The organism is Streptomyces chumphonensis (genome assembly GCF_014779715.1).
GTDB lineage: Bacteria > Actinomycetota > Actinomycetes > Streptomycetales > Streptomycetaceae > Streptomyces > Streptomyces chumphonensis.
In genome coordinates this window covers 115305-137066 of sequence record NZ_JACXYU010000007.1, presented here as the reverse complement: position 1 = coordinate 137066, position 21762 = coordinate 115305, and the positions used below count along the sequence as shown (strand labels likewise).

Annotated in this window: 21 protein-coding genes, 1 tRNA gene and 1 pseudogene; 9 read left to right on the top strand and 14 right to left on the bottom strand. The window is 74.0% G+C overall.

Features of this window, described 5'->3' with window-relative positions; genetic code table 11:
- Positions 1-119 precede the first annotated feature (119 nt).
- Complete coding sequence (cdgB, locus tag IF129_RS15325) at positions 120-1796, top strand: diguanylate cyclase CdgB (protein ID WP_191210217.1); 1677 nt, start codon at positions 120-122, stop codon at positions 1794-1796.
- 90 nt (positions 1797-1886) lie between these two features.
- A complete protein-coding gene (locus tag IF129_RS15320; protein WP_191210216.1) occupies positions 1887-2930 on the top strand; it encodes a hypothetical protein in 1044 nt (347 codons plus the stop codon).
- Between the two features lie 20 nt (positions 2931-2950).
- Here the strand turns inward: IF129_RS15320 and nagA are convergent, their stop codons facing one another.
- From nagA to arfB, 3 genes are all read right to left on the bottom strand, one after another.
- The gene (gene nagA / locus IF129_RS15315) at positions 2951-4117 is read right to left on the bottom strand and encodes an N-acetylglucosamine-6-phosphate deacetylase (RefSeq protein ID WP_191210215.1); all 1167 of its coding nucleotides are present in this window, start codon (positions 4115-4117) and stop codon (positions 2951-2953) included.
- Positions 4114-5046, bottom strand: coding sequence for an ROK family protein (locus tag IF129_RS15310; RefSeq protein ID WP_191210214.1), 933 nt, complete (start codon positions 5044-5046; stop codon positions 4114-4116). The genes nagA and IF129_RS15310 overlap by 4 nt, the downstream gene beginning before the upstream one ends.
- Before the next feature lie 87 nt (positions 5047-5133).
- Positions 5134-5571, bottom strand: a complete 438-nt coding sequence (gene arfB, locus IF129_RS15305; protein WP_191210213.1) for an alternative ribosome rescue aminoacyl-tRNA hydrolase ArfB — start codon at positions 5569-5571, stop codon at positions 5134-5136.
- A 155-nt stretch (positions 5572-5726) separates the two neighbouring features.
- Between arfB and IF129_RS15300 the strand changes: the two genes are divergently transcribed.
- From IF129_RS15300 to IF129_RS15290, 3 genes are all read left to right on the top strand, one after another.
- The gene (locus IF129_RS15300; protein WP_191210212.1) at positions 5727-6302 is read left to right on the top strand and encodes a TerD family protein; all 576 of its coding nucleotides are present in this window, start codon (positions 5727-5729) and stop codon (positions 6300-6302) included.
- 132 nt (positions 6303-6434) lie between these two features.
- On the top strand, positions 6435-7142 hold the full coding sequence (locus tag IF129_RS15295; protein WP_191210211.1) for a methyltransferase domain-containing protein: 708 nt from the start codon (positions 6435-6437) through the stop codon (positions 7140-7142).
- Positions 7143-7144: 2 nt separating this feature from the next.
- Entirely contained in the window at positions 7145-8245 is a 1101-nt protein-coding gene (locus IF129_RS15290) for a monodechloroaminopyrrolnitrin synthase PrnB family protein (protein ID WP_318153758.1), read from the top strand.
- Here IF129_RS15290 and IF129_RS15285 read toward each other — a convergent pair.
- Positions 8169-8996 carry a class I SAM-dependent methyltransferase gene (locus IF129_RS15285; protein WP_191210210.1) on the bottom strand — a complete coding sequence of 276 codons (828 nt, stop codon included), beginning with the start codon at positions 8994-8996 and terminating at the stop codon, positions 8169-8171. The two genes, IF129_RS15290 and IF129_RS15285, sit on opposite strands and share 77 nt — an antisense overlap.
- A gap of 172 nt (positions 8997-9168) precedes the next feature.
- Here IF129_RS15285 and IF129_RS15280 point away from each other — a divergent pair, with 172 nt between their 5' ends.
- A complete protein-coding gene (locus IF129_RS15280; RefSeq protein WP_191210209.1) occupies positions 9169-9663 on the top strand; it encodes a hypothetical protein in 495 nt (164 codons plus the stop codon).
- A 46-nt stretch (positions 9664-9709) separates the two neighbouring features.
- Here the strand turns inward: IF129_RS15280 and IF129_RS15275 are convergent, their stop codons facing one another.
- The 6 genes from IF129_RS15275 to IF129_RS15250 all read right to left on the bottom strand — a co-directional run bounded on the left by IF129_RS15275 (position 9710) and on the right by IF129_RS15250 (position 14044).
- A complete protein-coding gene (locus IF129_RS15275; protein WP_191210208.1) occupies positions 9710-10372 on the bottom strand; it encodes a pentapeptide repeat-containing protein in 663 nt (220 codons plus the stop codon).
- Between the two features lie 53 nt (positions 10373-10425).
- On the bottom strand, positions 10426-11184 hold the full coding sequence (locus tag IF129_RS15270; RefSeq protein WP_191210207.1) for a peptidoglycan recognition protein family protein: 759 nt from the start codon (positions 11182-11184) through the stop codon (positions 10426-10428).
- 96 nt (positions 11185-11280) lie between these two features.
- Positions 11281-12675: a hypothetical protein gene (locus IF129_RS26765; protein ID WP_191210206.1), complete on the bottom strand. Its 1395-nt coding sequence runs from the start codon at positions 12673-12675 to the stop codon at positions 11281-11283.
- 66 nt (positions 12676-12741) lie between these two features.
- A complete protein-coding gene (locus tag IF129_RS15260; RefSeq protein WP_191210205.1) occupies positions 12742-12954 on the bottom strand; it encodes a DUF397 domain-containing protein in 213 nt (70 codons plus the stop codon).
- The gene (locus IF129_RS15255) at positions 12930-13769 is read right to left on the bottom strand and encodes a helix-turn-helix domain-containing protein (RefSeq protein WP_191210204.1); all 840 of its coding nucleotides are present in this window, start codon (positions 13767-13769) and stop codon (positions 12930-12932) included. The genes IF129_RS15260 and IF129_RS15255 overlap by 25 nt, the downstream gene beginning before the upstream one ends.
- A 200-nt stretch (positions 13770-13969) precedes the next feature.
- Positions 13970-14044, bottom strand: a tRNA-Thr gene (locus tag IF129_RS15250).
- Between the two features lie 232 nt (positions 14045-14276).
- Between IF129_RS15250 and IF129_RS15245 the strand changes: the two genes are divergently transcribed.
- From IF129_RS15245 to IF129_RS15235, 3 genes are all read left to right on the top strand, one after another.
- Positions 14277-15395, top strand: coding sequence for an ABC transporter ATP-binding protein (locus tag IF129_RS15245; protein WP_191210203.1), 1119 nt, complete (start codon positions 14277-14279; stop codon positions 15393-15395).
- Between the two features lie 257 nt (positions 15396-15652).
- Complete coding sequence (locus tag IF129_RS15240) at positions 15653-16075, top strand: hypothetical protein (RefSeq protein WP_191210202.1); 423 nt, start codon at positions 15653-15655, stop codon at positions 16073-16075.
- 42 nt (positions 16076-16117) lie between these two features.
- Positions 16118-16918, top strand: a complete 801-nt coding sequence (locus IF129_RS15235; RefSeq protein ID WP_191210201.1) for a nucleotidyltransferase family protein — start codon at positions 16118-16120, stop codon at positions 16916-16918.
- 142 nt (positions 16919-17060) lie between these two features.
- Here IF129_RS15235 and IF129_RS15230 read toward each other — a convergent pair.
- The 4 genes and pseudogenes from IF129_RS15230 to IF129_RS15215 form a co-directional block, all read right to left on the bottom strand.
- Positions 17061-18712: pseudogene (locus IF129_RS15230) on the bottom strand (DoxX family membrane protein).
- Positions 18713-18805: 93 nt separating this feature from the next.
- On the bottom strand, positions 18806-19768 hold the full coding sequence (gene rlmB, locus IF129_RS15225) for a 23S rRNA (guanosine(2251)-2'-O)-methyltransferase RlmB (protein WP_191210200.1): 963 nt from the start codon (positions 19766-19768) through the stop codon (positions 18806-18808).
- Between the two features lie 53 nt (positions 19769-19821).
- Complete coding sequence (gene cysS, locus IF129_RS15220; protein ID WP_191210199.1) at positions 19822-21222, bottom strand: cysteine--tRNA ligase; 1401 nt, start codon at positions 21220-21222, stop codon at positions 19822-19824.
- Positions 21223-21340: 118 nt separating this feature from the next.
- Positions 21341-21754, bottom strand: a complete 414-nt coding sequence (locus IF129_RS15215) for a PPOX class F420-dependent oxidoreductase (RefSeq protein WP_191210198.1) — start codon at positions 21752-21754, stop codon at positions 21341-21343.
- Positions 21755-21762 lie beyond the last annotated feature (8 nt).

Sequence of the window (21762 nt, the reverse complement as noted above, 5' to 3'; positions counted from 1 at the left end):
TCACAGATGAGATTAATCGTTGACCCTGTGTACCGAGTGAGGAGCAGCCTGTGATTCAGTGGCGGGAACACTCGGACGAGTGGCATGTCGGATCAACGAACGAGCCACGGGGGAGGCAGATGGACACCGACTCTGAGCCGTACGTCCGCCTCACCACGCTGCGCCGTCTCCACCAGTCCGTGGCCCAGCTCAACACCGCCCGCAGTCTCGCCGACACCCTCCAGACGGTCGCCGACGGCGTCGTCACGGGCCTCGGCTTCGAAATGGCGGCGGTCAACCTCGTCCGCCCCGACGGCGACCTCGTCGTCGCCGCCGTCGCCGGGAGCACCGGTGCCGAGGCGATGATGGCCGGGCGCGTGGGCTCCCGCGCCTCCTGGGAACGCCGGCTCGCGATGGGCGAGGCATGGGGGGAGCTGCGCTTCGTCCCGTACAACGAGGGCTGGGTGCTGGACGACGACGACGTCCCCCAGTGGCACACCCCCGGGCCGGCCCCGCGCTTCGCCGACGAGTGGCACCCCATGGACCGGCTCTTCGCCCCCATGTACACGGCCGACGGCGACCTCCTCGGCGTCATATCCGTCGACAAGCCCCGCAACGGCCGCCGCCCCGGCGCCTGGGGGTGCGAGGCCCTCCAGATGTACGGCTTCCAGGCCGCCATCGCCATCAGCAACGCCCGGCTGCGCGCCAACATGCAGCGCGCACTCGTCCGGCTGGAGCGCGAGCAGCAGGCCCTGCGGGCCAGCGAGGAGAGCTTTCGGGCCGCCTTCGAGTACGCGCCGAGCGGCATGGCCATCGCGGAGATGGGCGGCGACCAGCACGGGCGGCTCATCAAGGCCAACGACGCCCTGTGCCGCCTGCTCGGCCGCCCGGCGTCGATGATGCGCCGCTACTCCTTCTCCGACCTCGTCCACCCCGAGGACATCGGCACCCTGCTGCGCACCGCCGCCGAGGGCGGCCGGGCCGAGCTGCGCATGAGCCGCAGGGACGGCAGCTACGTGTGGGTGTCCCTGCGGAACTCGGTCGTCGCCGACGTCGCCGACGGGCCGCGCTTCCTGCTCACCCACGTCGAGGACATCGAGGAGCGCAAGCGGCACGAGCTGCACCTGCGCCACCGGGCCAGCCACGACTCGCTGACCGGGCTGCCCAACAGCGCCGAGCTGCGCGCCCGGCTCAGCGCCCGGCTCTGCGAACGCCCGGCGCTCTCCCCGGTGCACACCGTCCCGGACCCGGGCGCCGACCCGGCCTGGGCGGACATCCACGAGATGGCGGCCGTCTTCCCCGACCTGCACGGTGTCGGCGGAGGCCCCGGCCCGGACGGTCCGGCCGTCCCGCCGCCGGTCGCGCCCGGGTTCGACCACCACGTCCACCTCACCGCCCCGTCGGGCGAGGACCCCTCGGACAAGGGCCTGGCCGTGCTCTTCTGCGACCTGGACGGCTTCAAGTCGATCAACGACCGCTTCGGGCACCACTGCGGTGACGCCGTCCTCGTCGAGGTCGCCCGGCGGCTGGCGGGCGCCGTCCGCGACAACGACACCGTGGCCCGGCTCGGCGGCGACGAGTTCGTCGTGCTGGCCGACGGGCTCGCGTCGGCCGACGCGAGCGACCTCGCCGTGCGGTTGCGCAACGCGATCATCCCGCCGATACGCGTCGACGGCCGCCAGGTGCGGGTCGGCGCGAGCTTCGGCATCGGATGGGCCTCCTGTGGAGAGTCCGTGGAGGAGATTTTGCAGTCGGCGGACCAGCGGATGTACGTCGAGAAACGTTCCAGGTCAAAGGGGCACCGGAGAGCCGGATAGGGGCGTTCGCCCCAGGACGTCCCCGCCCGCCGTCCCCCGAACGGGGTAGGCTGCGCGAGGTCAGCTACTGCCGTATGAGGAGAACAGGGGATGACCGCCGGTCATAACGGTACGACTCCGCCGGAGGGCGACGACCCCTTCGGCTACCTGTACCGCCAGGAAGGCGGCGCCCCCGGCGCGGCCCCGCAGCAGGGCGTCCCCCGCACCTCCTACCAGCAGGTCCGCCCGGTGGGCGAGCGCCGCTACGGCACCCCGCAGGGCTCCCCGGCGCAGCCGCCGCAGGGCGCTCCCGGCGGGACGGGCGGCTACGGCTATCCCCCGCAGAACCCGCAGGCCGCCCACGGCAGGACGGGGGGCTACGGCTACCCGCCGCAGGCCCCGCCGGAGGCCGCCTACCCGAACGCCCACTACGCGGCCCCGGAGACCCAGCCGGGCGGCCGGGCAGCGACGCGCGGCGCGGGCCGGCCGGGACCGTCGGGCCACGGTGGCGGTCAGCGCCGCAACGGGATGCTCATCGCCGCCCTCGCGGTCGTGGGTGCCGTCCTCGTCGGCGTCGGCGCGGCCGTCGCGTTCTCCGGGGACGACAACGACAGGGCGGGCGCGAACTCCGCCGCCGACGGCGACCGGCAGCCGGGCTCCGACGAGCAGGAACCGAAGGACGACGCCCCGAAGAAGGACGAGGACGGCGAGGACGGGCAGGACGGCGAGGCCGAGCTGCCCACGGAGGACGCCTCCAGCCTGCGGCTCGACAACGGCCCCATCGTCGCCGGGGACATCCCCGGCTCCCGCGCCGAGGACGGCAAGTACGTCGCCGGTCTGAACAAGCCCGGCGCGACGGTGACCTGGACGACCGAGGTGCCCGAGGCGGGCACCTACCGGCTCTACTACGGCTACACGGTCCCCGGCAAGGACATGAAGCTCAGCCTCCAGGTCAACGACGCGCCGAAGCCGCAGAACGTCAACTTCAAGAACTTCGCGAAGGGCCCCAAGGGCGACTGGGAGAAGTCCTGGACGCACACCTACGGCGAGGTCAGGGTGGAAGAAGGCACGAACACCTTCCGGCTGACCTGCGCCGAGGGCGACTCCTGCGACGTCGCCGTCGACCAGGTCTGGCTCACCCCGGCCGGGGGCTGACGCCCCCGGCGCCGGGGTCCCTACGGCTTCACCACCCACGCTCCCCGGCGGAGCACCGCGCGGACGGTGAAGGACGCGTCGAGCGCGACGAGGTCGGCGTCCAGGCCGGGGGCGATGGCGCCGACGCGGTCGGCCCGGCCGAGCAGCCGGGCCGGGGTGGTGGACACGGCGCGCACGGCGTCCTCCACGGGGATGCCGTCCTCCGTCACGGAGCGGCGCAGGGCCGCGTCGAGCGTGAGCGTCGAGCCCGCGATCGAGCCGGGTGTGCCGTCGTCGGTGGCGATGCGGGCGACGCCGTCGACCACGTCGACGTCCAGCGGGCCGAGGCGGTAGCGGCCGTCACCGAACCCGGCGGCGTCCATGGCGTCGGTGATGAACGCGGTGCGGTCGCGCCCCGCGCGGTCGAAGGCCAGCCGGAGCGCGGCGGGGTGCAGGTGGGTCCCGTCGTTGATCAGCTCGACGGTCACCCGCTCGTCCTCCAGGAGGGCGGCGATCGGGCCGGGGGCCCGGTGGCCGAGCGGCGGCATGGCGTTGAACAGGTGCGTCGCGACGGTGGCGCCGGCCTCGATCGCCTCACGGGTCTGCTCGTAGGTCGCGTCGGTGTGGCCGACGGCGGCGATGACGCCGTGCTCGACGAGGACGCGGACGGCGTCCAGCCCGCCGGGGCGTTCCGTGGCGAGCGTGCACATGGCGGCCGTTCCCCGGGCCGCGTCGACCAGCTTGCGGACCTCGGCCGGGTCGGGGTCGCGCAACAGCGCCTCGCTGTGCGCTCCCTTGCGGCACGGGGAGATGAACGGGCCCTCGAAGTGGACGCCCGCCAGGTCGCCCTGCTCGACCAGTTCGGAGAGCAGTCCCGCCTGCCGGGCGAGGGTGTCCAGGTCACCGGTGACGGTGGAGGCGACCAGTGTCGTCGTGCCGTGCTCGCGGTGGGTCCGGACGGCGGTCAGCACGTCCTCGGGCGTCCCGGAGGTGAAGGACGCGCCGCCGCCGCCGTGGTTGTGCAGGTCCACGAACCCCGGCACCAGCCAGTGCCCGGCGAGGTCGACGTCGGCGGGGTCCGGAGCGGCTGCGGCCGGGGCGGCGTCGACGGCGGTGATCCGCCCGTCCGCGACGGTCACCCGGCCGCCGTCCAGCACTCCGTCCGGCGTGACGACACGGGCCCCGGTGAGGGTGAGCTGCTTCGTCATCGGGTCGCGACCTCCGCGGAGAGTAGGTCCCAGGCGAGGAGCCCCGCGCCCAGGCAGCCGGCGGCGTCCCCGAGGGCGGCCGGAACGATCAGAGGGGTGCGCTGGAAGGTCAGGGCGGCGGCGACGGCCCGACGCAGCGGCGTGAAGAGGGTGTCACCGGCCTCCGCGAGGCCCCCGCCGATGATCAGCGTGCGCGGGTCGAGCAGGGTGACGGCCGTGACCAGGCCCGCCGCGAGGGCGTCCACGGCTTCCTGCCACACGGCCACGGCGCGCGGATCGCCCGCGACGACGGCCCGCGCGGCGTCCGCGGCGGTGGCGGTCGCGTCGCCGCTGGCCCGCGCCCAGGCCCGGCCGACGGCGGAGGCCGAGGCGAGCGTCTCCAGGCAGCCGCGCTGGCCGCAGCCGCAGGCCGGGCCGTCCGGGCGGACGACGACGTGGCCGATCTCCCCCGCCCCGCCGTGCGCACCGGCCTCCACCCGGCCGTCGATGCCGATGGCGCCGGCGATGCCGGTGCCCAGCGGCACGAAGAGGAAGCGGTCCACGCCGGCGCCCGCGCCGATGCGGCCCTCGGCCAGCCCGCCGGTGCGCACGTCGTGGCTGAGGGCGACGGGCAGACCGAGGTGCTCGGCGAGCAGGTCGCGCAGGGGGAGGTCCGTCCAGCCGAGGTTGGAGGCGAAGCGCACGACGCCGGCCGGCTCGTCGAGGATGCCGGGCACCGCGACACCGGCCGCGGCGGGGGCCCGGCCGTACCGTTCGGCGCCGGCGCGGGCGAGGTCGGCGGCGAAGCCGAGCACGGCGGCGGTTACGGCCGCCGGGCCCCGGCCGCGGTCGGTGGGGCGACGGGCTTCGTGCAGCAGGCCACCGTCCGGGCCGACGAGGGCGGCCTTCATGCCGGTGCCGCCCACATCGAGGGCGATGACGTATTTCACGGGGCCAGTGTCGCCCGAAGGACCCCAAGAGGTCTAGTCCACTCGTTCAGGCAGCCGTGGTCGACTGTGCGAGGCGGGGCCCGGTGGTCAGTCCCAGCCCTTGCCCTGACGACCCCGCTTCACGTCGCTGCGCATCCGCTTGCTCCGCAGCCGCCGCTCCTTCGCACCGCGCGAGACCTTCCGCGCCTTGCGGGCGGGACCCGGCGGAGCGGTGGCCTCCGCGAGCAGCGACGCCATCCGGACGGCGGCCGTCTCCCGGTTCCGCCACTGCGAGCGGTGTTCGCCCGCCCGCACGGTCAGGACGCCGTCCCGCAGCCGCGTGCCGAGGCGTTCGAGCGCGCGCTCCTTCCACACCTGCGGGAGCGCGGAGGTGCGGGCCAGGTCGAAGCGCAGCTCCACCTGGCTGTCGGTGGTGTTCACGTGCTGGCCGCCCGGCCCGGAGGACTTCGAGAACCGCCAGCTCAGCTCGGCCTCGGGAAGGGCCACGGAACCGCGGATGACGTAGGGACCGGACATGCGTTTCATGATTCCCCCTCCGCCGGGCGGATGCACGGTCTTTTCGCCGGACCAGGAACCCGCGCGTACCCACCTGACGTTGGGGGAAGTGCAGGTACCGTCGTCGACGACGCAGTTACCGTCGTCGACGACGACCAGAATCGCTAACGAAAGGGACTGATCCCATGGCTGTGAGCCTTTCCAAGGGCGGCAACGTGTCGCTCTCCAAGGAGGCCCCGGGTCTCACCGCGGTGACGGTCGGCCTCGGCTGGGACGTCCGCACCACCACCGGCACCGACTTCGACCTGGACGCGAGCGCCATCGCGGTGAACGCCCAGGGGAAGGTCCACTCGGACGGGCACTTCGTCTTCTTCAACAACACGGCCTCGCCCGAGCAGGCGATCGTGCACACCGGTGACAACCGCACCGGCGAGGGCAGCGGCGACGACGAGCAGATCAACATCAACCTCCAGACGCTGCCCGCCGAGATCGACAAGATCGTCTTCCCGGTCTCGATCTACGACGCCGAATCGCGGAGCCAGAACTTCGGCCAGGTGCGGAACGCCTTCATCCGCATCATCAACCAGGCGGACCAGAACGAGATCGCCCGCTACGACCTCAGTGAGGACGCGGCGACGGAGACCGCTATGGTCTTCGGCGAGATCTACCGCAACGGCGCGGAGTGGAAGTTCCGCGCCGTCGGCCAGGGCTACGCCTCGGGCCTGACGGGGATCGCCCAGGACTTCGGCGTCAACGTCTGACGCGACGGGAAGAAGGGGCCAGACCGGCGGTCTGGCCCCTTCTGTCGTGTTCTGGCGTATGCGGCCAAGTCCTGCCGAGTGAAGCTGAGTCACGACAAATCTGCCGTGTCCGAACAGTCAAGGAGATGTGACGTGCAGGGGAACGCGAGCACATGGGAAGCCTTCTGGCGGGAACGGCCGGTGGAGGACGGCGCGACGCTGTGGGACGTCGACCCGGCCGAGGCCGTGGAACGGCAGCTGCCCGTCCTGCGTGACTGGTTCACGCCGGGCCTGCCGGTGGCGGACGTCGGGTGCGGCAACGGGCGTCAGACCGGGGCGCTGGCCGCGCACTTCGCGCACGTCCTCGGATACGACGTCTCGGCCTCCGCGCTGGCGGCCGCCCGCCGGCTCCACCCGCACCCCAACGTGGCGTACCGGGAACTGGACCTGTGCGACCGGGACGCGGCGGCCCGGCTGCACGCGGAGTTCGGCGACCAGAACGTCTACGTCCGCACGGTCCTGCACCAGCTGCCGGACGGGCTGCGGCAGCCCGCCGCCCGCTCCCTGGCGGCGCTGCTGGGCGAGCGCGGACACGGCTACGTGATCGAGCTGGCGCCGGAGGCGTCCGAGCTGTTCGCCGCCTGGCCCCGGACGGGCGGGGGCCCCTCGAAGCTGGACGACATCCTCGCGGCCGGTCTCGTCCCGGCCCGGATGGCCCCGGGCGAGCTGGAGGAGGTGCTCACCGGTGCCGGGCTGGAGCTGGTGGAGACCGGCGGCTTCCAGGGCAGCAGCGTCGAGTCGGGCGACGCGGGCGCGCTGACCGTGCCGATGCGGTACGCCCGCGTGCGGCGTGGGAGGTGACCGTGCGGACACCGAGTGACGCGTACGGCTCCGCCGAGCAGATACGCGCCGTCCGGACGGCCGACCCGTTGCGCGCCGACCCGGTCTGCGCCCGGCTGCCGGACATGAACGCGCGGGTCGACCTGTTCGCGCTCACCGGGGCGCTGCGCGGGCTGCTGCCCGACGCCGCCCGCCTCGGCGGGTTCACCCGCGACGAGTGCCTCGCCGCGATGCGGGACCTGGGGATCGTCGCCGGGTCCGTCAAGCGGCACGGCGTCCAGCCGGGCCGCGTCGTCCCGGAGCTGATCCCCGTCCTGCGGGAGCTGGGCCGGCGCACCGACATGGTGCCGCGCGACACGGTGCTGCACTACTGCGTGTGGAACCCGACCGGCGAGCGGCGGCGCACCTACACCGGCGAGGCCGCCGAGCACGTGCTCCAGGACGCGGTGCGGCAGGCTTTCCCGAGGCTGCACGCCGCGCTGGAGCTGGGCGAGGAGCTGAGCCGCACGGAGCCGTGGCAGCCCGCCTTCGCCCCGCTCGTCGGCGAGATCGGCGCGCACACCGCGGTGATGGTCGACGTCATCGACCAGGTGGTCGCGGACGTCAGCCCGGAGTTCTTCGCCCGCACCATGCGCCCCTACTTCGAGGAGTTCAACGTCGACGGCCTCCCCTACCTCGGGCCGGCGGCGGCGCAGGTGCCGCTGTGGCTCGTCGACGAGGTGGTGTGGCTGTCCGACGCGGGCGTCGACGAGTACGAGCAGTTCGTGCTGGAGTCGGTGCCCTACGGGCTGCCGCGCTGGCGCGCGCTCCACGCCGGCTGGCACGGCGCACCCTCGGCGGTGGGCCGGCTGCTGACGGCGGCGGACGGCCCGCGCAGGGACGCCGTACGGGCCGGTGCGGCGGCGCTCGTCGACCTCCTGCGCACCGTCACCACCTTCCGCGGCCGCCACCTGCGCATCGCCCGCGCGGCCTACGGGGAGGACCTGCGCCTGTACCCCGTGGGCAGCGGCGGCGGCAGCGTCGACCTGCTCCAGGAGGTGCTGCTGCTCACCCGGCAGAACGCCCGGCTGGCCCGGGAGCGGGCCGCCGACCCCACGCCGACACCAGCGGCACGGAGAGGGTGACGAAGTCGGGGTCGGTCAGCTCCGTCAGCACCCGCTCCACCACGTCGGCCGGAGCGAGGCCCTGCGCCAGGATCGGCTCCCGCAACCGGAGGAAGGTGAGCCGGTAGAACTCCGCGGCGGGCGTCCCGCCCCGGATCGCCCCGCCGTCCACGACGGCGTCCACCTCCGTCAGCCCCCGGGCGGCGAGTGCCGACGGCATCCAGTGCCCGAAGCGGCCGTCGCAGCCGTGGCCGCCGAGCACCGCCACCACCGCGTCGTGCACCAGCTGAAACCTTTCAGCAGGGGTGCGCGGCGCGGTCGGCGGCGCGGGGCGGTCGACGTCGAACTCCGACAGCAGCACGCACCCGCCCGGCGCGCACAGCTCCACCAGCCGGTCGAGCACCTCCGCCCGCTCCGGCAGGTGCGAGAGCACCATCCGCGCGTGCACCAGGTCGAACCGCTCCCCCACCGGCGGCCCGTCCGCCACGATGTCGTACTCCCGGACCTCGACCTGGGCGGGCAGGTCCGCCGCGCGCAGATGCCGCACGTCCCGGTCCAGGGCCACCACCCGGCCGCGCTCCCCGACCAGCCCGGACAGCAACGCGCTGACCTCGCCACCCCCCGCCCCCACGTCCAGGCACGACGCCCCCGGCCGCACCCCCGCCGCGCGCACCGCCCGCTCCGTGGCCGCCGCCCAGAACTGCGCGAGGCGCCCCAACCGCGCCCGCTCCTCGTCCCACTCGGCCCCGAACGTGTACGTGTTCCCCGTCATCGCGGTCCCCCTCCGTGGTCGGCTCCCGGCGAACCTACCGGGCCGCCCCACGCCGTCCGGGGCCAGGGCACACGACGGGCCGACGCGATGACGCCACGTCAGGGAGACGCCGCGGCGCGTCACCCGAACCGGTGAACGACGGCGGCCGGGCGCGCCGTGCGAGCATGGGCGGGTGATCGACCTGGGCTACTCGCTCTCCCGACGCTTCCCCGACCCGCCGCAGACGCGGTACGCCGAGGCCGACGTCCGGACGCTGCGGCACGACCTGTTCTGCGGCGACGTCTACCTCGCCGACGTGGACGCCGACCGGGAGCTGGCCACCGCCTGGGGCTGGGTCCCGGTGCTCGACTTCGCCTGGGCCCTGTGCGACATCGTGGAACGGCTCGACCGCGACCCCCTCGGCAGCCGGGCGTCCCGCCCCCAGCGCGCCGAGCTGGACTTCACCGAGTCCGCCGACCGGCTGCGCCTCACGCGGCGCTTCGGCTGGGTGCAGATCACCGCCGACTGGGCGCCGGACGAGGCGCCGCTGAGCTTCTCCCACGGCGAGCTGCGCCGCGAGGCCCGCGACTTCCTCCACGACCTCGTGGCCGACCTCGTCGACCTGCACGGCGACCTCGGCGACAACCCCGTCGTCTGGGACCTCCAGGCCCGCTTCCCCCGCGTGTGAGCCGCGCCCGACCCCCGGGTGCGTCGCGCCCGACCCGGCCCGTGCGTCACGGCTCGACCCGGACGCCGAGGTGCCCGGCGAACGCGGGGGCCAGATCGAGCAGCTGCGTCGGCGTGATCGTCGCCCCCGCCAGCCGCTCCACCCCGCGCACCAGCGACAGCTCCGCCACCCCGCGCAGGTCCACGTCGGCGAGCACCGCGCCCGTCAGGTCCACGTCCCGCAGGACGCAGTCCCGGAACGCCACCCGCGTCAGCGTCGCCCCCGCCAGATCCGGCTCCACGAGCACACACCCCTCGAAGGTGACGTCGGTCAGCGTGGCCGCGCGCAGGTTGACGTAGTCCAGCTTGCCGCCGCGCACCCGCACCCGCGACAGGGACGCGCCGTGCACCAGCACGCCGCCCAGCCGGGGATCGGCGCACTCCACGTCCCGCAGCCGCGCGTTCACCAGGTCGGTGCCCACCCCCCGGACGCCGTCGAGGACGCAGTCCGTCAGCCGCGCCCCGCGCAGCCCCGCCTCGTCCAGCGTGACGCCGCGCAGCGCGCAGTCCAGGAACCGGGCGCCGGGGGCGTCGGCACCGGTGAGGTCGAGGGAGGTGAAGGATTCCCCGTCGTAGTCCCCCTCCGGCTCCAGCGGCCCGTCGTGCGGACGCAGCTCGGGCAGCGAGACAGCGGGCGGGCGGGGCGGCTTCGGACCGGTACGCGGCGTCATACCCCCACCCTGCCGCGCCCCACCGACATCGCGTCGGCCGCCGGGACGGGGCGTCACTCCCCCTGCGCCTGCGCAGCGTGGTCGTCGCGCAGCCGCGCCACCAGGACGCGCAGCTCGGGCAGCGCGTCGTAGAGCGCCTGCCCCGGGCAGTCCGTGTCGTAGCCGTCCCGGTGCCCCGCGATCACGTCCAGCGTGACGTCCGTCCCCTCCGGGTAGCGGCTGGCGTCGTTCGTCGACTCCATCCGCACCCGCCCCCTCGGGTCCACCTCCCGGCCCAGCTTCCACGCCGCCACCGCCGCGATCGCCTCCAGCATCGGACGCGGCACCTCCTCGCCCTCCCCGAACCGGCCGAGCGCCGCGATCCCCAGGCTCCGCGTGTTGAAGCCCTTGGTGTGCGCCCCCAGCACCGTCCGCCGCTCGCTGTCGGCCCGGCCCTCGTAGACGGTGCCGCACCGGTCGACGACGAAGTTGTAGCCGAGGTCGTCCCACCCGCGCCCCTCGATGTGCTGCCGCTGCATCGCCCGCAGCATCCCCGGCACGTCCCGCTCGCAGTCGTACCCGTTCGGATGGTTCGTGTGGTGCACGAACACCGCCTCCGCCGGACGCGTGTACGCCGGCTCCTCGCGCACCGCCGCCTCGTCCGCGTGCCACACCTCCCGCCCCACCACCGCCGGCTTCGGGGCCGCCGGACCCGTCACGGGCGCACGCGCCTCCCGCTCCGGAGCCTCCTCCCGCCACTGCGGGGCGCTCCAGGTGAACAGCAGCACCAGCGGCAGCACCGCCGCCGCCCGTGCGAGCCTGCTCGGCCTCATGCCGCCCACCGTCACCCGACCGCCCCCGTTCCCCCAGCCGAGGACACCCGTTCGGGTGACACGTCGACGGCGGACACCCGTCCCGGAACCGGCGCGTCACCGCGCGTACAGCACCCGCCGACCGCCCTCCTCCGCCACCCGGACGTCGACCGCCCCCCGCAGACCGCCCCCGGCCAGCGTCAGCTGTTCGCCCGCCAGCGACACGCCCTCGCCGTCCGCGTCCAGCGGCACCGCGACGTACGCCCCGCCGTCCGGCCCCGGCATCCGGGCCACCGTCACGCCGTCCAGCGCCAGCGTCCCCGACTCCAGGACGAACCGGCCCCGGCCACCCGGCACCACCGCGTCGACCGGCAGCCCCTCCGTCGTGAACAGCCCCTCCCCCACCACCCGCCCGGACCCGGCGGGCAGCATCAGCAGCGGACGGCGCTCGTCCTCCATCGCGCGCGTGAACGGACCGATCGCCCGTCCCAGCCGCTCGTTCCGCTCGGCCGTCGACCGCTCGACGTCCTCCCGCACCGCCTCCGGCGCCGACTGCCGCACCGGCTCGACGTCCGCCAGCTCCGCCAGCACCGCGTCCACCGGCGGCACGCCCTTCCGCAGCAATCCCTCCTTGACGCCCAGCCCGAGCGCGTCGGCGTTGAGCAGCGCCACCGTGCCGATCGCCCCCGCCTCCCCGGCGGGGTCCCCGGCGGCCTCCCCGGCCAGCGGCCGCAACGTGGCCATCAGGTGCTCCGCCGGATCGTCCGCCGTCGCCATCGCCACCGCGTACCGCGCGAAGTACGCCGCGGCCCCCGCCCGCAGGTCCGCCTCCGCCGACCCCTTCGCCTCGGCCGGGAACCGCCGCCGCCACTGCTCGTTCCAGTAGGCCGCCGCCGCCAGCCGCTCGGCCCGCTCCCCCGGTCGCCGGTAGGCGGCCAGCAGACTGTCGTGGACCATCGTCCGCACGACCCGCGGCTCCGCCTGCAGCGGATACGCCCGGACACGCTCCCCGGCCGCCGCCTCCGACACGTCCTCACCGGGCGGCGCGAACGCCGCCCGCGTGGCCAGCGCGAACAACTCCAGCCCCGCCGCCACGGGGTCGTCCTGCGCTGCCGCCCCGGCGGGCGGTCGGACGACCACCGCCGCCTCCCCGCGCCACGTCGTCCGCTCCGCGCCACCGGGCGCCGGGACGTCCACCCCCGCACGCTCCAGCTCCGCCGACCCGACGCGGCTCATCCCGACCGCGTCCACCAGCCAGCCGTGCTCGCCGTCCGTCAGCAGCACGTGGTGCCCGGAGAGGTCAACGCCCGGCCAGAGCGCGGCCGTCCGGGGCCACACCCGCGCGACCGCCGCCTGCACCTCGGCCGCCGGCCCGTCCAGCGGCCCCCGGGCGGACGGCGACGCCACGACGACCCCCTCCAACCGGGGTCCGCCGCCCGCACACCCCGCGCAGCCCACGAGGCCCAGCACCACGCAGGCCGCCACGGCCCGCACACTCCGCTTCCCGTCCACCCCCTCACCGTGCCGCCCCCGCCCGGCGCCCGCGCCCTCGCGGCCCCCACCCGGGTGACGACACCACTACGACGCGGAGCGGTCCCCGATCACTCCCACGAACGCGTGCCACGAGGCCGCCGGAAACACCAGCACCGGCCCCGCACACCGCTTGCTGTCCCGCACCGGCACGACCCCGGCCACCCCGTCGGCGACCTCCAGGCACGAGCCGCCCGCCTCGTTGCTGTGGGTGCTCTTGCGCCAGGTGACAGCCGTCAACCGCTCCGAACCAGCTCGCATGAGTAGCCCCTCATCGCCTCACGGATCGCGTCCAGGGACTCCTCTACCGGGAGAGCCTGGGCTCGGAGCAGATCGTACGTCAGGGCGTACTCCGCGACAGGGTTCGAATCTTCCACGAGCACACCTGAGTCGTGGCCTTCCAGGTAGGCGACACGACTGCCGTCGCCCAGAGTCAGAAGCTCCACCGATCCACTCATCGCCGGGTGCACGTGGCACAGCGGCATGACCTGGACGTAGACCTTCGGTCGCTCGGCCATGGCAAGGATGTGGCCGAGTTGCTCGCACATCACAGCCGGTCCGCCCACCGGTCGCCGCAACACCGTCTCGTCGAGAATGCTCCACAGAACGGGCGCTTCACGCTCGTCCAGGCGGGCCTGTCGCCGAAGTCGCGCCTGGACGCGCTCCGACCACAGGTCCGTGGTGGCGGGCCGCCCGAGCCGCAGGACCTCGCGCGCGTACAACTCCGTCTGGAGCATGCCCGGAACGATGCCCGTGTACGTGCAGACGCGAACCGCCTCGGACTCGAGCTGCACGTAGCGCTCCACCCACTGAGGTAGGGGCGAGCAGCGCATCAGCAGCCAGATGTCCATCAGGTCGCCCTGCGCGTCGAGCGCGATCTCCAGGGCCTGGATCAGCTGTTCGCTCGGCGGGTCCGTGCCCAGCTCGATCTGGGCGATCCGGTTGTGCGAGACGTACACCTTCTTGCCCAGCTCGCGCTGGGTCAGTCCGGCCCGCGTCCGTAGCTTCCGCAGCTTCGTACCCAGCAACGCGGCCACGGATGTCGACGGGTCGAGATCCTTCATCGCTCCGGCCATACCGGCTCCCCTTCGCGGTCTGCGACGTGAGGCGATCACCGGCTGCAAGCCTATGCACACGCACGGGGGCCGGAAGGGTGAACCAGGAAGCCCAGCGAAAGGCATGAAATACGACAACCGCGTCGGCGTGCGGGATGCCGACAGGACGGAGAGGGGACGTGCGGCCGGGGAGGAGCGATGCTCCTCCCCGGCGCGGAGAGAGCCGCCTGTCGGATTCGAACCGACGACCACCGGATTACAAGGCCGGGACTCTAGCCAGGCTGAGCTAAGGCGGCAGACAAATCGCGACCACTCTACACACCCGGGCCGACACACCCGCCCTCGGTGCGGGGCCCGCGCGACGGGGCCGCGCCGGGCAGGTCAAGAGTCGGTTGCGCCGCTCGCCGGGTGCTGACAAATCGAACGCGCGCGGGTTAACGTCGCGGGAACGTTCACACTCCCGTGGACGACACCTCCCTTTACTCGGATCGTCCGGCACGTTCCTGCCGGTGAAGGAGACACAACAGCATGGCTACGGTCACGTACGACAAGGCTTCCCGGATCTACCCGGGCAGCGAGAAGCCCGCCGTCGACCAGCTCGACATCGAGATCGAGGACGGCGAGTTCCTCGTCCTCGTCGGCCCCTCGGGCTGCGGCAAGTCCACGTCCCTGCGGATGCTCGCGGGACTGGAGGACGTCAACGCGGGCGCCATCCGCATCGGTGACCGGGACGTCACCCACCTGCCGCCGAAGGACCGGGACATCGCCATGGTGTTCCAGAACTACGCGCTCTACCCGCACATGAGCGTCGCCCAGAACATGGGTTTCGCGCTCAAGATCGCGGGGGTGCCGAAGGCGGAGATCCGGCAGAAGGTGGAGGACGCGGCCAAGATCCTCGACCTCACCGACTACCTGGAGCGCAAGCCGAAGGCGCTCTCCGGCGGTCAGCGGCAGCGCGTGGCGATGGGCCGCGCGATCGTGCGCGAGCCGCAGGTCTTCCTCATGGACGAGCCGCTGTCGAACCTCGACGCCAAGCTCCGTGTCCAGACCCGTACGCAGATCGCGAGCCTCCAGCGGCGGCTGGGGATCACGACGGTCTACGTCACGCACGACCAGGTCGAGGCCATGACGATGGGCGACCGGGTGGCCGTGCTCAAGGACGGCCTGCTCCAGCAGGTGGACTCGCCGCGCCACATGTACGACAAGCCGGCGAACCTCTTCGTCGCGGGCTTCATCGGCTCCCCCGCCATGAACCTGGTGGAGGTGCCGATCACCGACGGCGGCGTGAAGTTCGGCAACAGCGTGGTTCCGGTGGAGCGCGAGGCCGTGGCGGGAGCCGCCTCGCAGGGCGACAAGACGGTGACGGTCGGCGTCCGCCCGGAGCACTTCGACCTCGTGGACGGCAGTGCGCAGGGGCTGTCCAAGGACGAGCCGGCCGGTCTCGCCGTGACGGTGAACGTGGTCGAGGAGCTGGGCGCGGACGCGTTCGTCTACGGCACGGCGCACGTCGGCGGGGAGGCGAAGGACCTCGTCGTGCGGGTGAACGGCCGGGGCGTGCCGGAGAAGGGCTCGGAGATCCACGTGATGCCGCGCGCGGGCGAGTCGCACGTCTTCGCGACGTCGTCGGGTGACCGGCTCAGCGACTGACACCTCCGGGATGACGGAAAGGGGGCTCGCCCGTGGAGGGCGGGCCCCCTTCCCGTCCGCCACGGGAGGCTGCTCCCGGGCGTCTGCGTCGCCCAACGTCAACATGCTGCCCGCGAAACCACTTTTTGTTCACTCATCAGAGTGACAGAATGTCGTCATTCAGCTACTCCTCGCTACCATCACACGGTGTGCCCTTCGCGGGCGCGCCCGTTCCGCCCCTGGCATCGCAGGGGACACCCGTTGCGAGGAAGACACCAGTGAATCAGGCAGTGCGCCGTATCGGCAGAAGTCTCGCCCTTGTCCTCCCGGTCGTTCTGGTTCTGTCCGGGACGCTGGCCGTGGCCCGTGTGCCGTGGTCGGGTGCGCCGTCCGAGTCGCAGATCCTGACGGCCTCGGCCGAGCGGGCGTCGTCCGGTCAGGAGACGAGGAAGCGTGCCCCGCACGAGGTGCTGCGGGACCGCCTGCTGACGGAGTTGCAGAAGGAGGACCCGGGGGTGGCCCTCTCCGGCCTCCAGCGCGCGGTGGACGAGCGGCCCTCGCTCGCCAAGCACTGTGTGGAGATCGCGCGGGCGCTCGGGCAGGCCGCCGTCCAGAAGTACGGATCGGCGCAGCGGGCGCAGCGCTTCGCGCGCCCGGTGTGCGACACCTCGTTCGCCGCGGGCGTGGCCGACTTCCGCTGAGATGCCGGGGCCGGACGGCCGTGGCCCGATAGCGTTCGGGGCATGGCAGACGACCCACGCGTTCATCCCACGCAGGCGGTGATCCTGGCCGGGGGCCAGGGCTCCCGGCTGCGGCCCTACACCGACGACCGGCCGAAGCCGATGATCGAGATCCCCGGGACCGGGGCTCCGATCATCGGCTTTCAGCTGTCCTGGCTGGCGCACGAGGGCGTCACGGACGTCGTCGTCTCGTGCGGCCACCTGGCCTCGGTGCTCCAGGAGTGGCTGGCGTCCGCGGAGCTGCCGCTGGTCGGCGGGGAACCGGGCGCCGGGCCGCTGCGGGTGACGACGGTCGTGGAGCCGGAGCCGCTGGGGCGCGGCGGCGGCCTGCGGTTCGCCGCGCAGGCGCTCCCCCGGGCGGACGAGCCGTGGTACGCGACGAACGGTGACATCTGGACCCGCTTCCCGCTGCGCGACATGGCCGCGTTCCACCACGAGCGGGGGGCGGTGGCGACACTGGCGCTGGCCCGGCCGCGCATCCCCTGGGGCGCGGTGCGCACGGACGGCTTCGGGCGGGTGACCGACTTCATCGAGGCACCGCCCACGACGTACGAGGTCAACGCCGGCGTCTACGTGTGCGCGCCGGAGTTCACGGCGCTGCTGCCGGAGCGCGGCGACCACGAGCGGACGACGTTCCCGCAGCTGGCGCGGGAGGGCCGGCTGGCGGGGTACCCGCTGCCGCAGGGGGCGTACTGGCGGGCCATCGACACCGCGAAGGACCTGTCGGAGGCGGCGAAGGAGCTGGCGTCCTCGGCGGAGGACGAGCCCTCCGCACCGACCGCCGGGGAGGCTCCGGCGCGCTGACGGCCCGGCCGCCAGGACAGCGCCGACGGCCCGGACAGCCCGCACGACGCGAGGGCACGGCGAAGGGGCGGGACCCGGATCTCGGGACCCGCCCCTTCCGCGTGGACGTGCGCCCCCGGTTCGACGGGGGCCGGCGTGACCGTCAGCCCAGGAGGCCGCCGAGTGCGCCGCCGCCGGAGGAGCCGTCCGAGCCACCGGACGCGCCGCCGGAGGAGTCGTCCCCGCCGGGGTCGGACGGCCCGCCGGTGCTGCCGCCGTTCGTCCCCGGGGAGCCGGTGCCGCCGTCGTCGGCGGGAGGCTCCGGGGCCGGCGGGGGCGCGGGGGCCTCCGGGGCGGGCGGCGGCTGGGGCGCCTGCACCGTCTGGTCCTGCGTCGGACCGCCCTGCTCGGTGGCGCTGCCCGTCCCGGCGGTCTCCCGGGCGGCGGCCCCCTCGCTCGGCGCGGCGCTGGGTCCGGCCGTCGGCCCGGCGGTGGGGCCGGCGGTGGGGCCGCTGGTCGTGCCCTGGCTGGGCCGTGTCGCCGGGTCCTGCGGGAGCGGCGAGCCGGGCAGGTGGTTGCGGAGGGGGTCGCCCGGCTCGGGCACGGTGGTGACCTCGGCGGAGCGCACGGCGCTGCCGAGCAGCGAGCCGACGAGCAGGGTGAACCCGGCGATGACGGCGGCCATGAGCGAGCCCCGGCGCAGGACCCGCCGCCGCAGGTCCCACAGCGAGACCCGGGGGCCGAGCCGCCGCCACGCCTCGCCGGTCAGCCGGGCGTCGAGCGAGTACACGGGGGCGCCCGCGATGACGAGGGGGGACCAGGCGGCGAGGTAGATGATGTCGGGTGCGTCGTAGACGGGGACGGTCCGCCAGCTGACGGTGACCAGCAGCGCCGCCGACAGCAGGGCGCCGACGGACGCGGCGACGCGCTGCCACAGGCCGAAGACGGTGAGTACGCCGACGAGGACCTGGAGGAAGGCGACGGTCAGGCCGGCGCCGACGGGGTGGGAGAGCGCGAAGCCGTGGAGGGGCCCGGCGATGGCCCACGGTTCGAGGGAGTTCAGCCAGCCCATCATGGAGCCGCGCGCACCGCCGTCGAAGTAGACGGGGTCGGTGAGCTTGCCCATCCCGGCGTAGACCGAGATGAAGCCGAGGAAGATCCGCAGCGGCAGCAGGACGACGCCGAGGTTCATGCGGCGGCCGGGGTAGTAGGCGTGCCGGGCGCGGTCGCCCGCGTCGCGGGACGGGTGGCGGCCGTCCGGGGCGAGGTCGTAGCGGCCGGCGTCGAAGGCTTCGGTGCCCCGGGCCGGGGTGTCCCAGGCGCCGTCGGCGGAGCGGACGTCGTCCAGCGGCGGCCGACCGGACTCGGGTGTGCGGGGGGCGACGACGGCGGGCGGGATGGTGAGGTCCGGGGTGACGCGGGGCAGCACCTGCGTGGTGACGGCCGCGCGGCGGTCCGGCCCGTCCGCCTGGGGTGGGACGGTGCTGAGGCCGCCGGGTCGGACGGCGTCCAGCAGCGGCCCGGCGGCGTCGCCGGGAGTTGTGTGGCCGCTCCCCGCCACGGGGGCGCGGCGGCCGGGCTGAGGGGGGCGGTGGCTCCGACGGCGGGGACGGCCGGGATCCGGGTGGTGTCCGCCGAGGCCAGGCTCCCCGGCTCGGGCGGCGTGGCGAGCTTCACCCGAAAGCTCACGTGGTTGACAATGACCTGCGCCGGGTCGCTCGGCACCTTGACGGAGCTGAGGATCGGCTCATCGTCGAAGTAGCCGCCCGGGCTTCCCCCGGTGGGCGTGCGGGGTGTTCTGGTGTCCACACTCATCTAACCGAGTGACGGACCTTTAGGACACTGCCTTGACCCCGCCGATCTGTCCGCGACCCGTCAAGGGCGTCCCCGCCGGGTCGCGGACCGGGGTCAGCGGCGGCCCGTCCGGCGGCGGGACGCCTCGTAGAGGGCGACGCCGGCGGCCACTCCGGCGTTGAGGGACTCGGCCTCCCCGGGCATGGGGATGCGCACGCGGACGTCGCACGCCTCGCTGACGAGCCGGGAGAGCCCCTTGCCCTCGCTGCCGATGACGATGGCGACCGGGCCGTCGAGCAGGTCCAGGTCCGTCAGCTCGGCCTCGCCGTCCGCCGCGAGGCCGACGACCATGAGCCCGGCCTTCTGGTAGCCCTGCAGGGCGCGGGTGAGGTTGGTGGCGCGGGCGACGGGGGTCCGGGCGGCCGTCCCGGCGGACGTCTTCCAGGCACCTGCCGTCATCCCGGCCGCGCGCCGCTCGGGGACGACGACCCCGTGTCCGCCGAACGCCGCGACGGACCGGACGACGGCGCCCAGGTTGCGCGGGTCGGTGACGCCGTCCAGCGCGACGACCAGCGGGTCCTCGCCGGCGTCGTGGGCGGCGGCGGTGAGGTCCTCGGGGTGCGCGTAGTCGTAGGGCGGCACCTGGAGGACGAGGCCCTGGTGGTTGAGCCCGTTCGTCATGCGGTCCAGCTCGGCCCGGGGGGCCTCCAGCAGGTGGATGCCGCCGCGGTCGGCGGCGAGCTTGAGGGCGTCGCGCACCCGGTCGTCGCTGTCGATGTACTGCTGGACGTACAGCGTCGTGGCCGGGACGCCGTCGCGCAGCGCCTCGAAGACGGGGTTGCGCCCGACGACGAGCTCCGCCGTGCCCTTGGGGCCGCCCCGGCGCGGTGCGGGACGGCCGGTGGCGCGGCGGGCGCGGGCCTGCGCGGCGCGCTGCTTGGCGTGGCCCTTGCGCATCTCGGCGGGCGGGGTGGGGCCCTTGCCCTCCAGGCCCCGGCGCCGCTGGCCGCCACTGCCGACCTGCGCGCCCTTCTTGTTGGACGAGCGGCGGTTGCGCCGCTGGCTGTTGCCGGCCATGGGGTCCTTCTTTCCGGTGGTACTGCGTGAAGTTCAGGGGTGCGGCGCGGACGTCAGGGCGCGCCGAGCTCCCAGCGCGGACCCTGCGGGGTGTCCTCGATGACGAGGCCGGCGCGGGAGAGTTCGTCGCGGATGGCGTCGGCCGTCGCGTAGTCCTTGCGGGCGCGGGCGGCCTGGCGCTGGTCCAGGACGAGGCGGACCAGGGAGTCGACGACGCCGTGCAGCTGCTCGCCGCTCTCGTGCCCGGCCCCGTGCCAGTGCGGGTCCAGCGGGTCGAGCCCGAGGACGCCGAGCATGGCGCGCAGGTCGGCGAGGGCGGTGGTGGCGGTGTCCTTGTCGTCGGCGGTCAGGGCCGCGTTGCCGTGCCGGACGGTGGTGTGGACGACGGCGAGCGCCTGCGGCACACCGAAGTCCTCGTCCATGGCCTCGGCGAAGGCGGCGGGCACCTCGGCGGCGGGCTCGACCGGGCCCGTCCGCTCGACGGCCCGGTGGATGAAGCCCTCGATGCGGGCGAAGGCCGTCTCGGCCTCGCGCAGCGCGTCCTCGCTGTACTCGATGGTCGAGCGGTAGTGCGGGGTGCCGAGGTAGTAGCGCAGCACGATGGGGCGCCACTGCTTGACCATCTCGGAGACGAGCACGGAGTTGCCGAGGGACTTCGACATCTTCTCGCCGCTCATCGTCACCCAGGCGTTGTGCAGCCAGTAGGTGGCGAAGTCGTCGCCGTAGGCGGCGGACTGGGCGATCTCGTTCTCGTGGTGCGGGAAGACGAGGTCGACGCCGCCGCCGTGGATGTCGAAGGCGGGTCCGAGGTACTTGTGGGCCATGGCCGAGCACTCCAGGTGCCAGCCGGGGCGGCCGGGTCCCCAGGGGGTGTCCCACTGCGGCTCGCCGGGCTTGGCCGCCTTCCACATGGCGAAGTCGCGGGGGTCGCGCTTGCCGGTCTCCCCCTCGGCGGACGGCTGGAGGAGGTGGTCGAGGTCCTGGTTGGACAGGGCCAGGTAGCGGTCGTAGGAGCGCACGTCGAAGTAGACGTTGCCCTCGGAGGCGTAGGCGTGGCCGCTGTCGATGAGGGCGGCCATCATGGCGGTCATCTCGGGGATGTGCCCGGTGGCGCGCGGCTCGTAGGTCGGCGGGAGGCAGCCGAGGGCCTCGTAGCCGTCGTTGAAGGCGCGCTCGTTCGCGTAGCCGATCGCCCACCAGGGGCGTCCCTGCTCGGCCGACTTCGTGATGATCTTGTCGTCGATGTCGGTGACGTTGCGGACGAACGTGACGTCGTAGCCCCGGTGGGTGAACCAGCGGCGCATGATGTCGAAGTTCAGCCCGGAACGGATGTGCCCGATGTGCGGGGCGGCCTGCACGGTGGCGCCGCACAGGTAGATCGAGACGCAGCCCTCGGTGAGGGGGGTGAAGTCACGGATCTGCCGGGCGCTGGTGTCGTACAGGCGAAGAGTCACCCGTCAAGGGTAGTAGACGCGGGCGGCTCCCCATGCGCTCACGGCCACGGGGCCCGGCGGCCGGTGGGCGGGCCGCCGGGGCCCGAACGTCCACGGGCCCCGGGCGTCCGGCGCCCCCTCAGACGAGCTGGCCCATCCCGACGACCTTGTCGGGGGTGACGCGGATGACGACCCGGTCGGCCTCCTGGGCCGAGCCCGGGTTGAACTCGCCGTACGGCTTCCCGACGTATTTCATCGACAGCTCGTCGATGAGTTCCTGGCCGCCCTCGGTCGTGATGGTGGCCCGGCCCCGGATCTCGGCGTACTGGTAGGGGCGGTCGGCGGGCTGCACGACGATGCTGATGCGGGGGTCGCGGCGCAGGTTCTTCTCCTTGCGCCGCCCGAGCGTGGTGGAGAACAGCACGTCGTCGCCGTCGCGCTTCACCCAGACCGGTGAGGTCTGCGGGCCGCCGTCCGGCTGGATGGTGGCGACGGTGATGAACACCTTGGTGTCCAGGAGCTGCTTCAGTTCGTCCGACAGCACGACTGCCATGGCCGCGC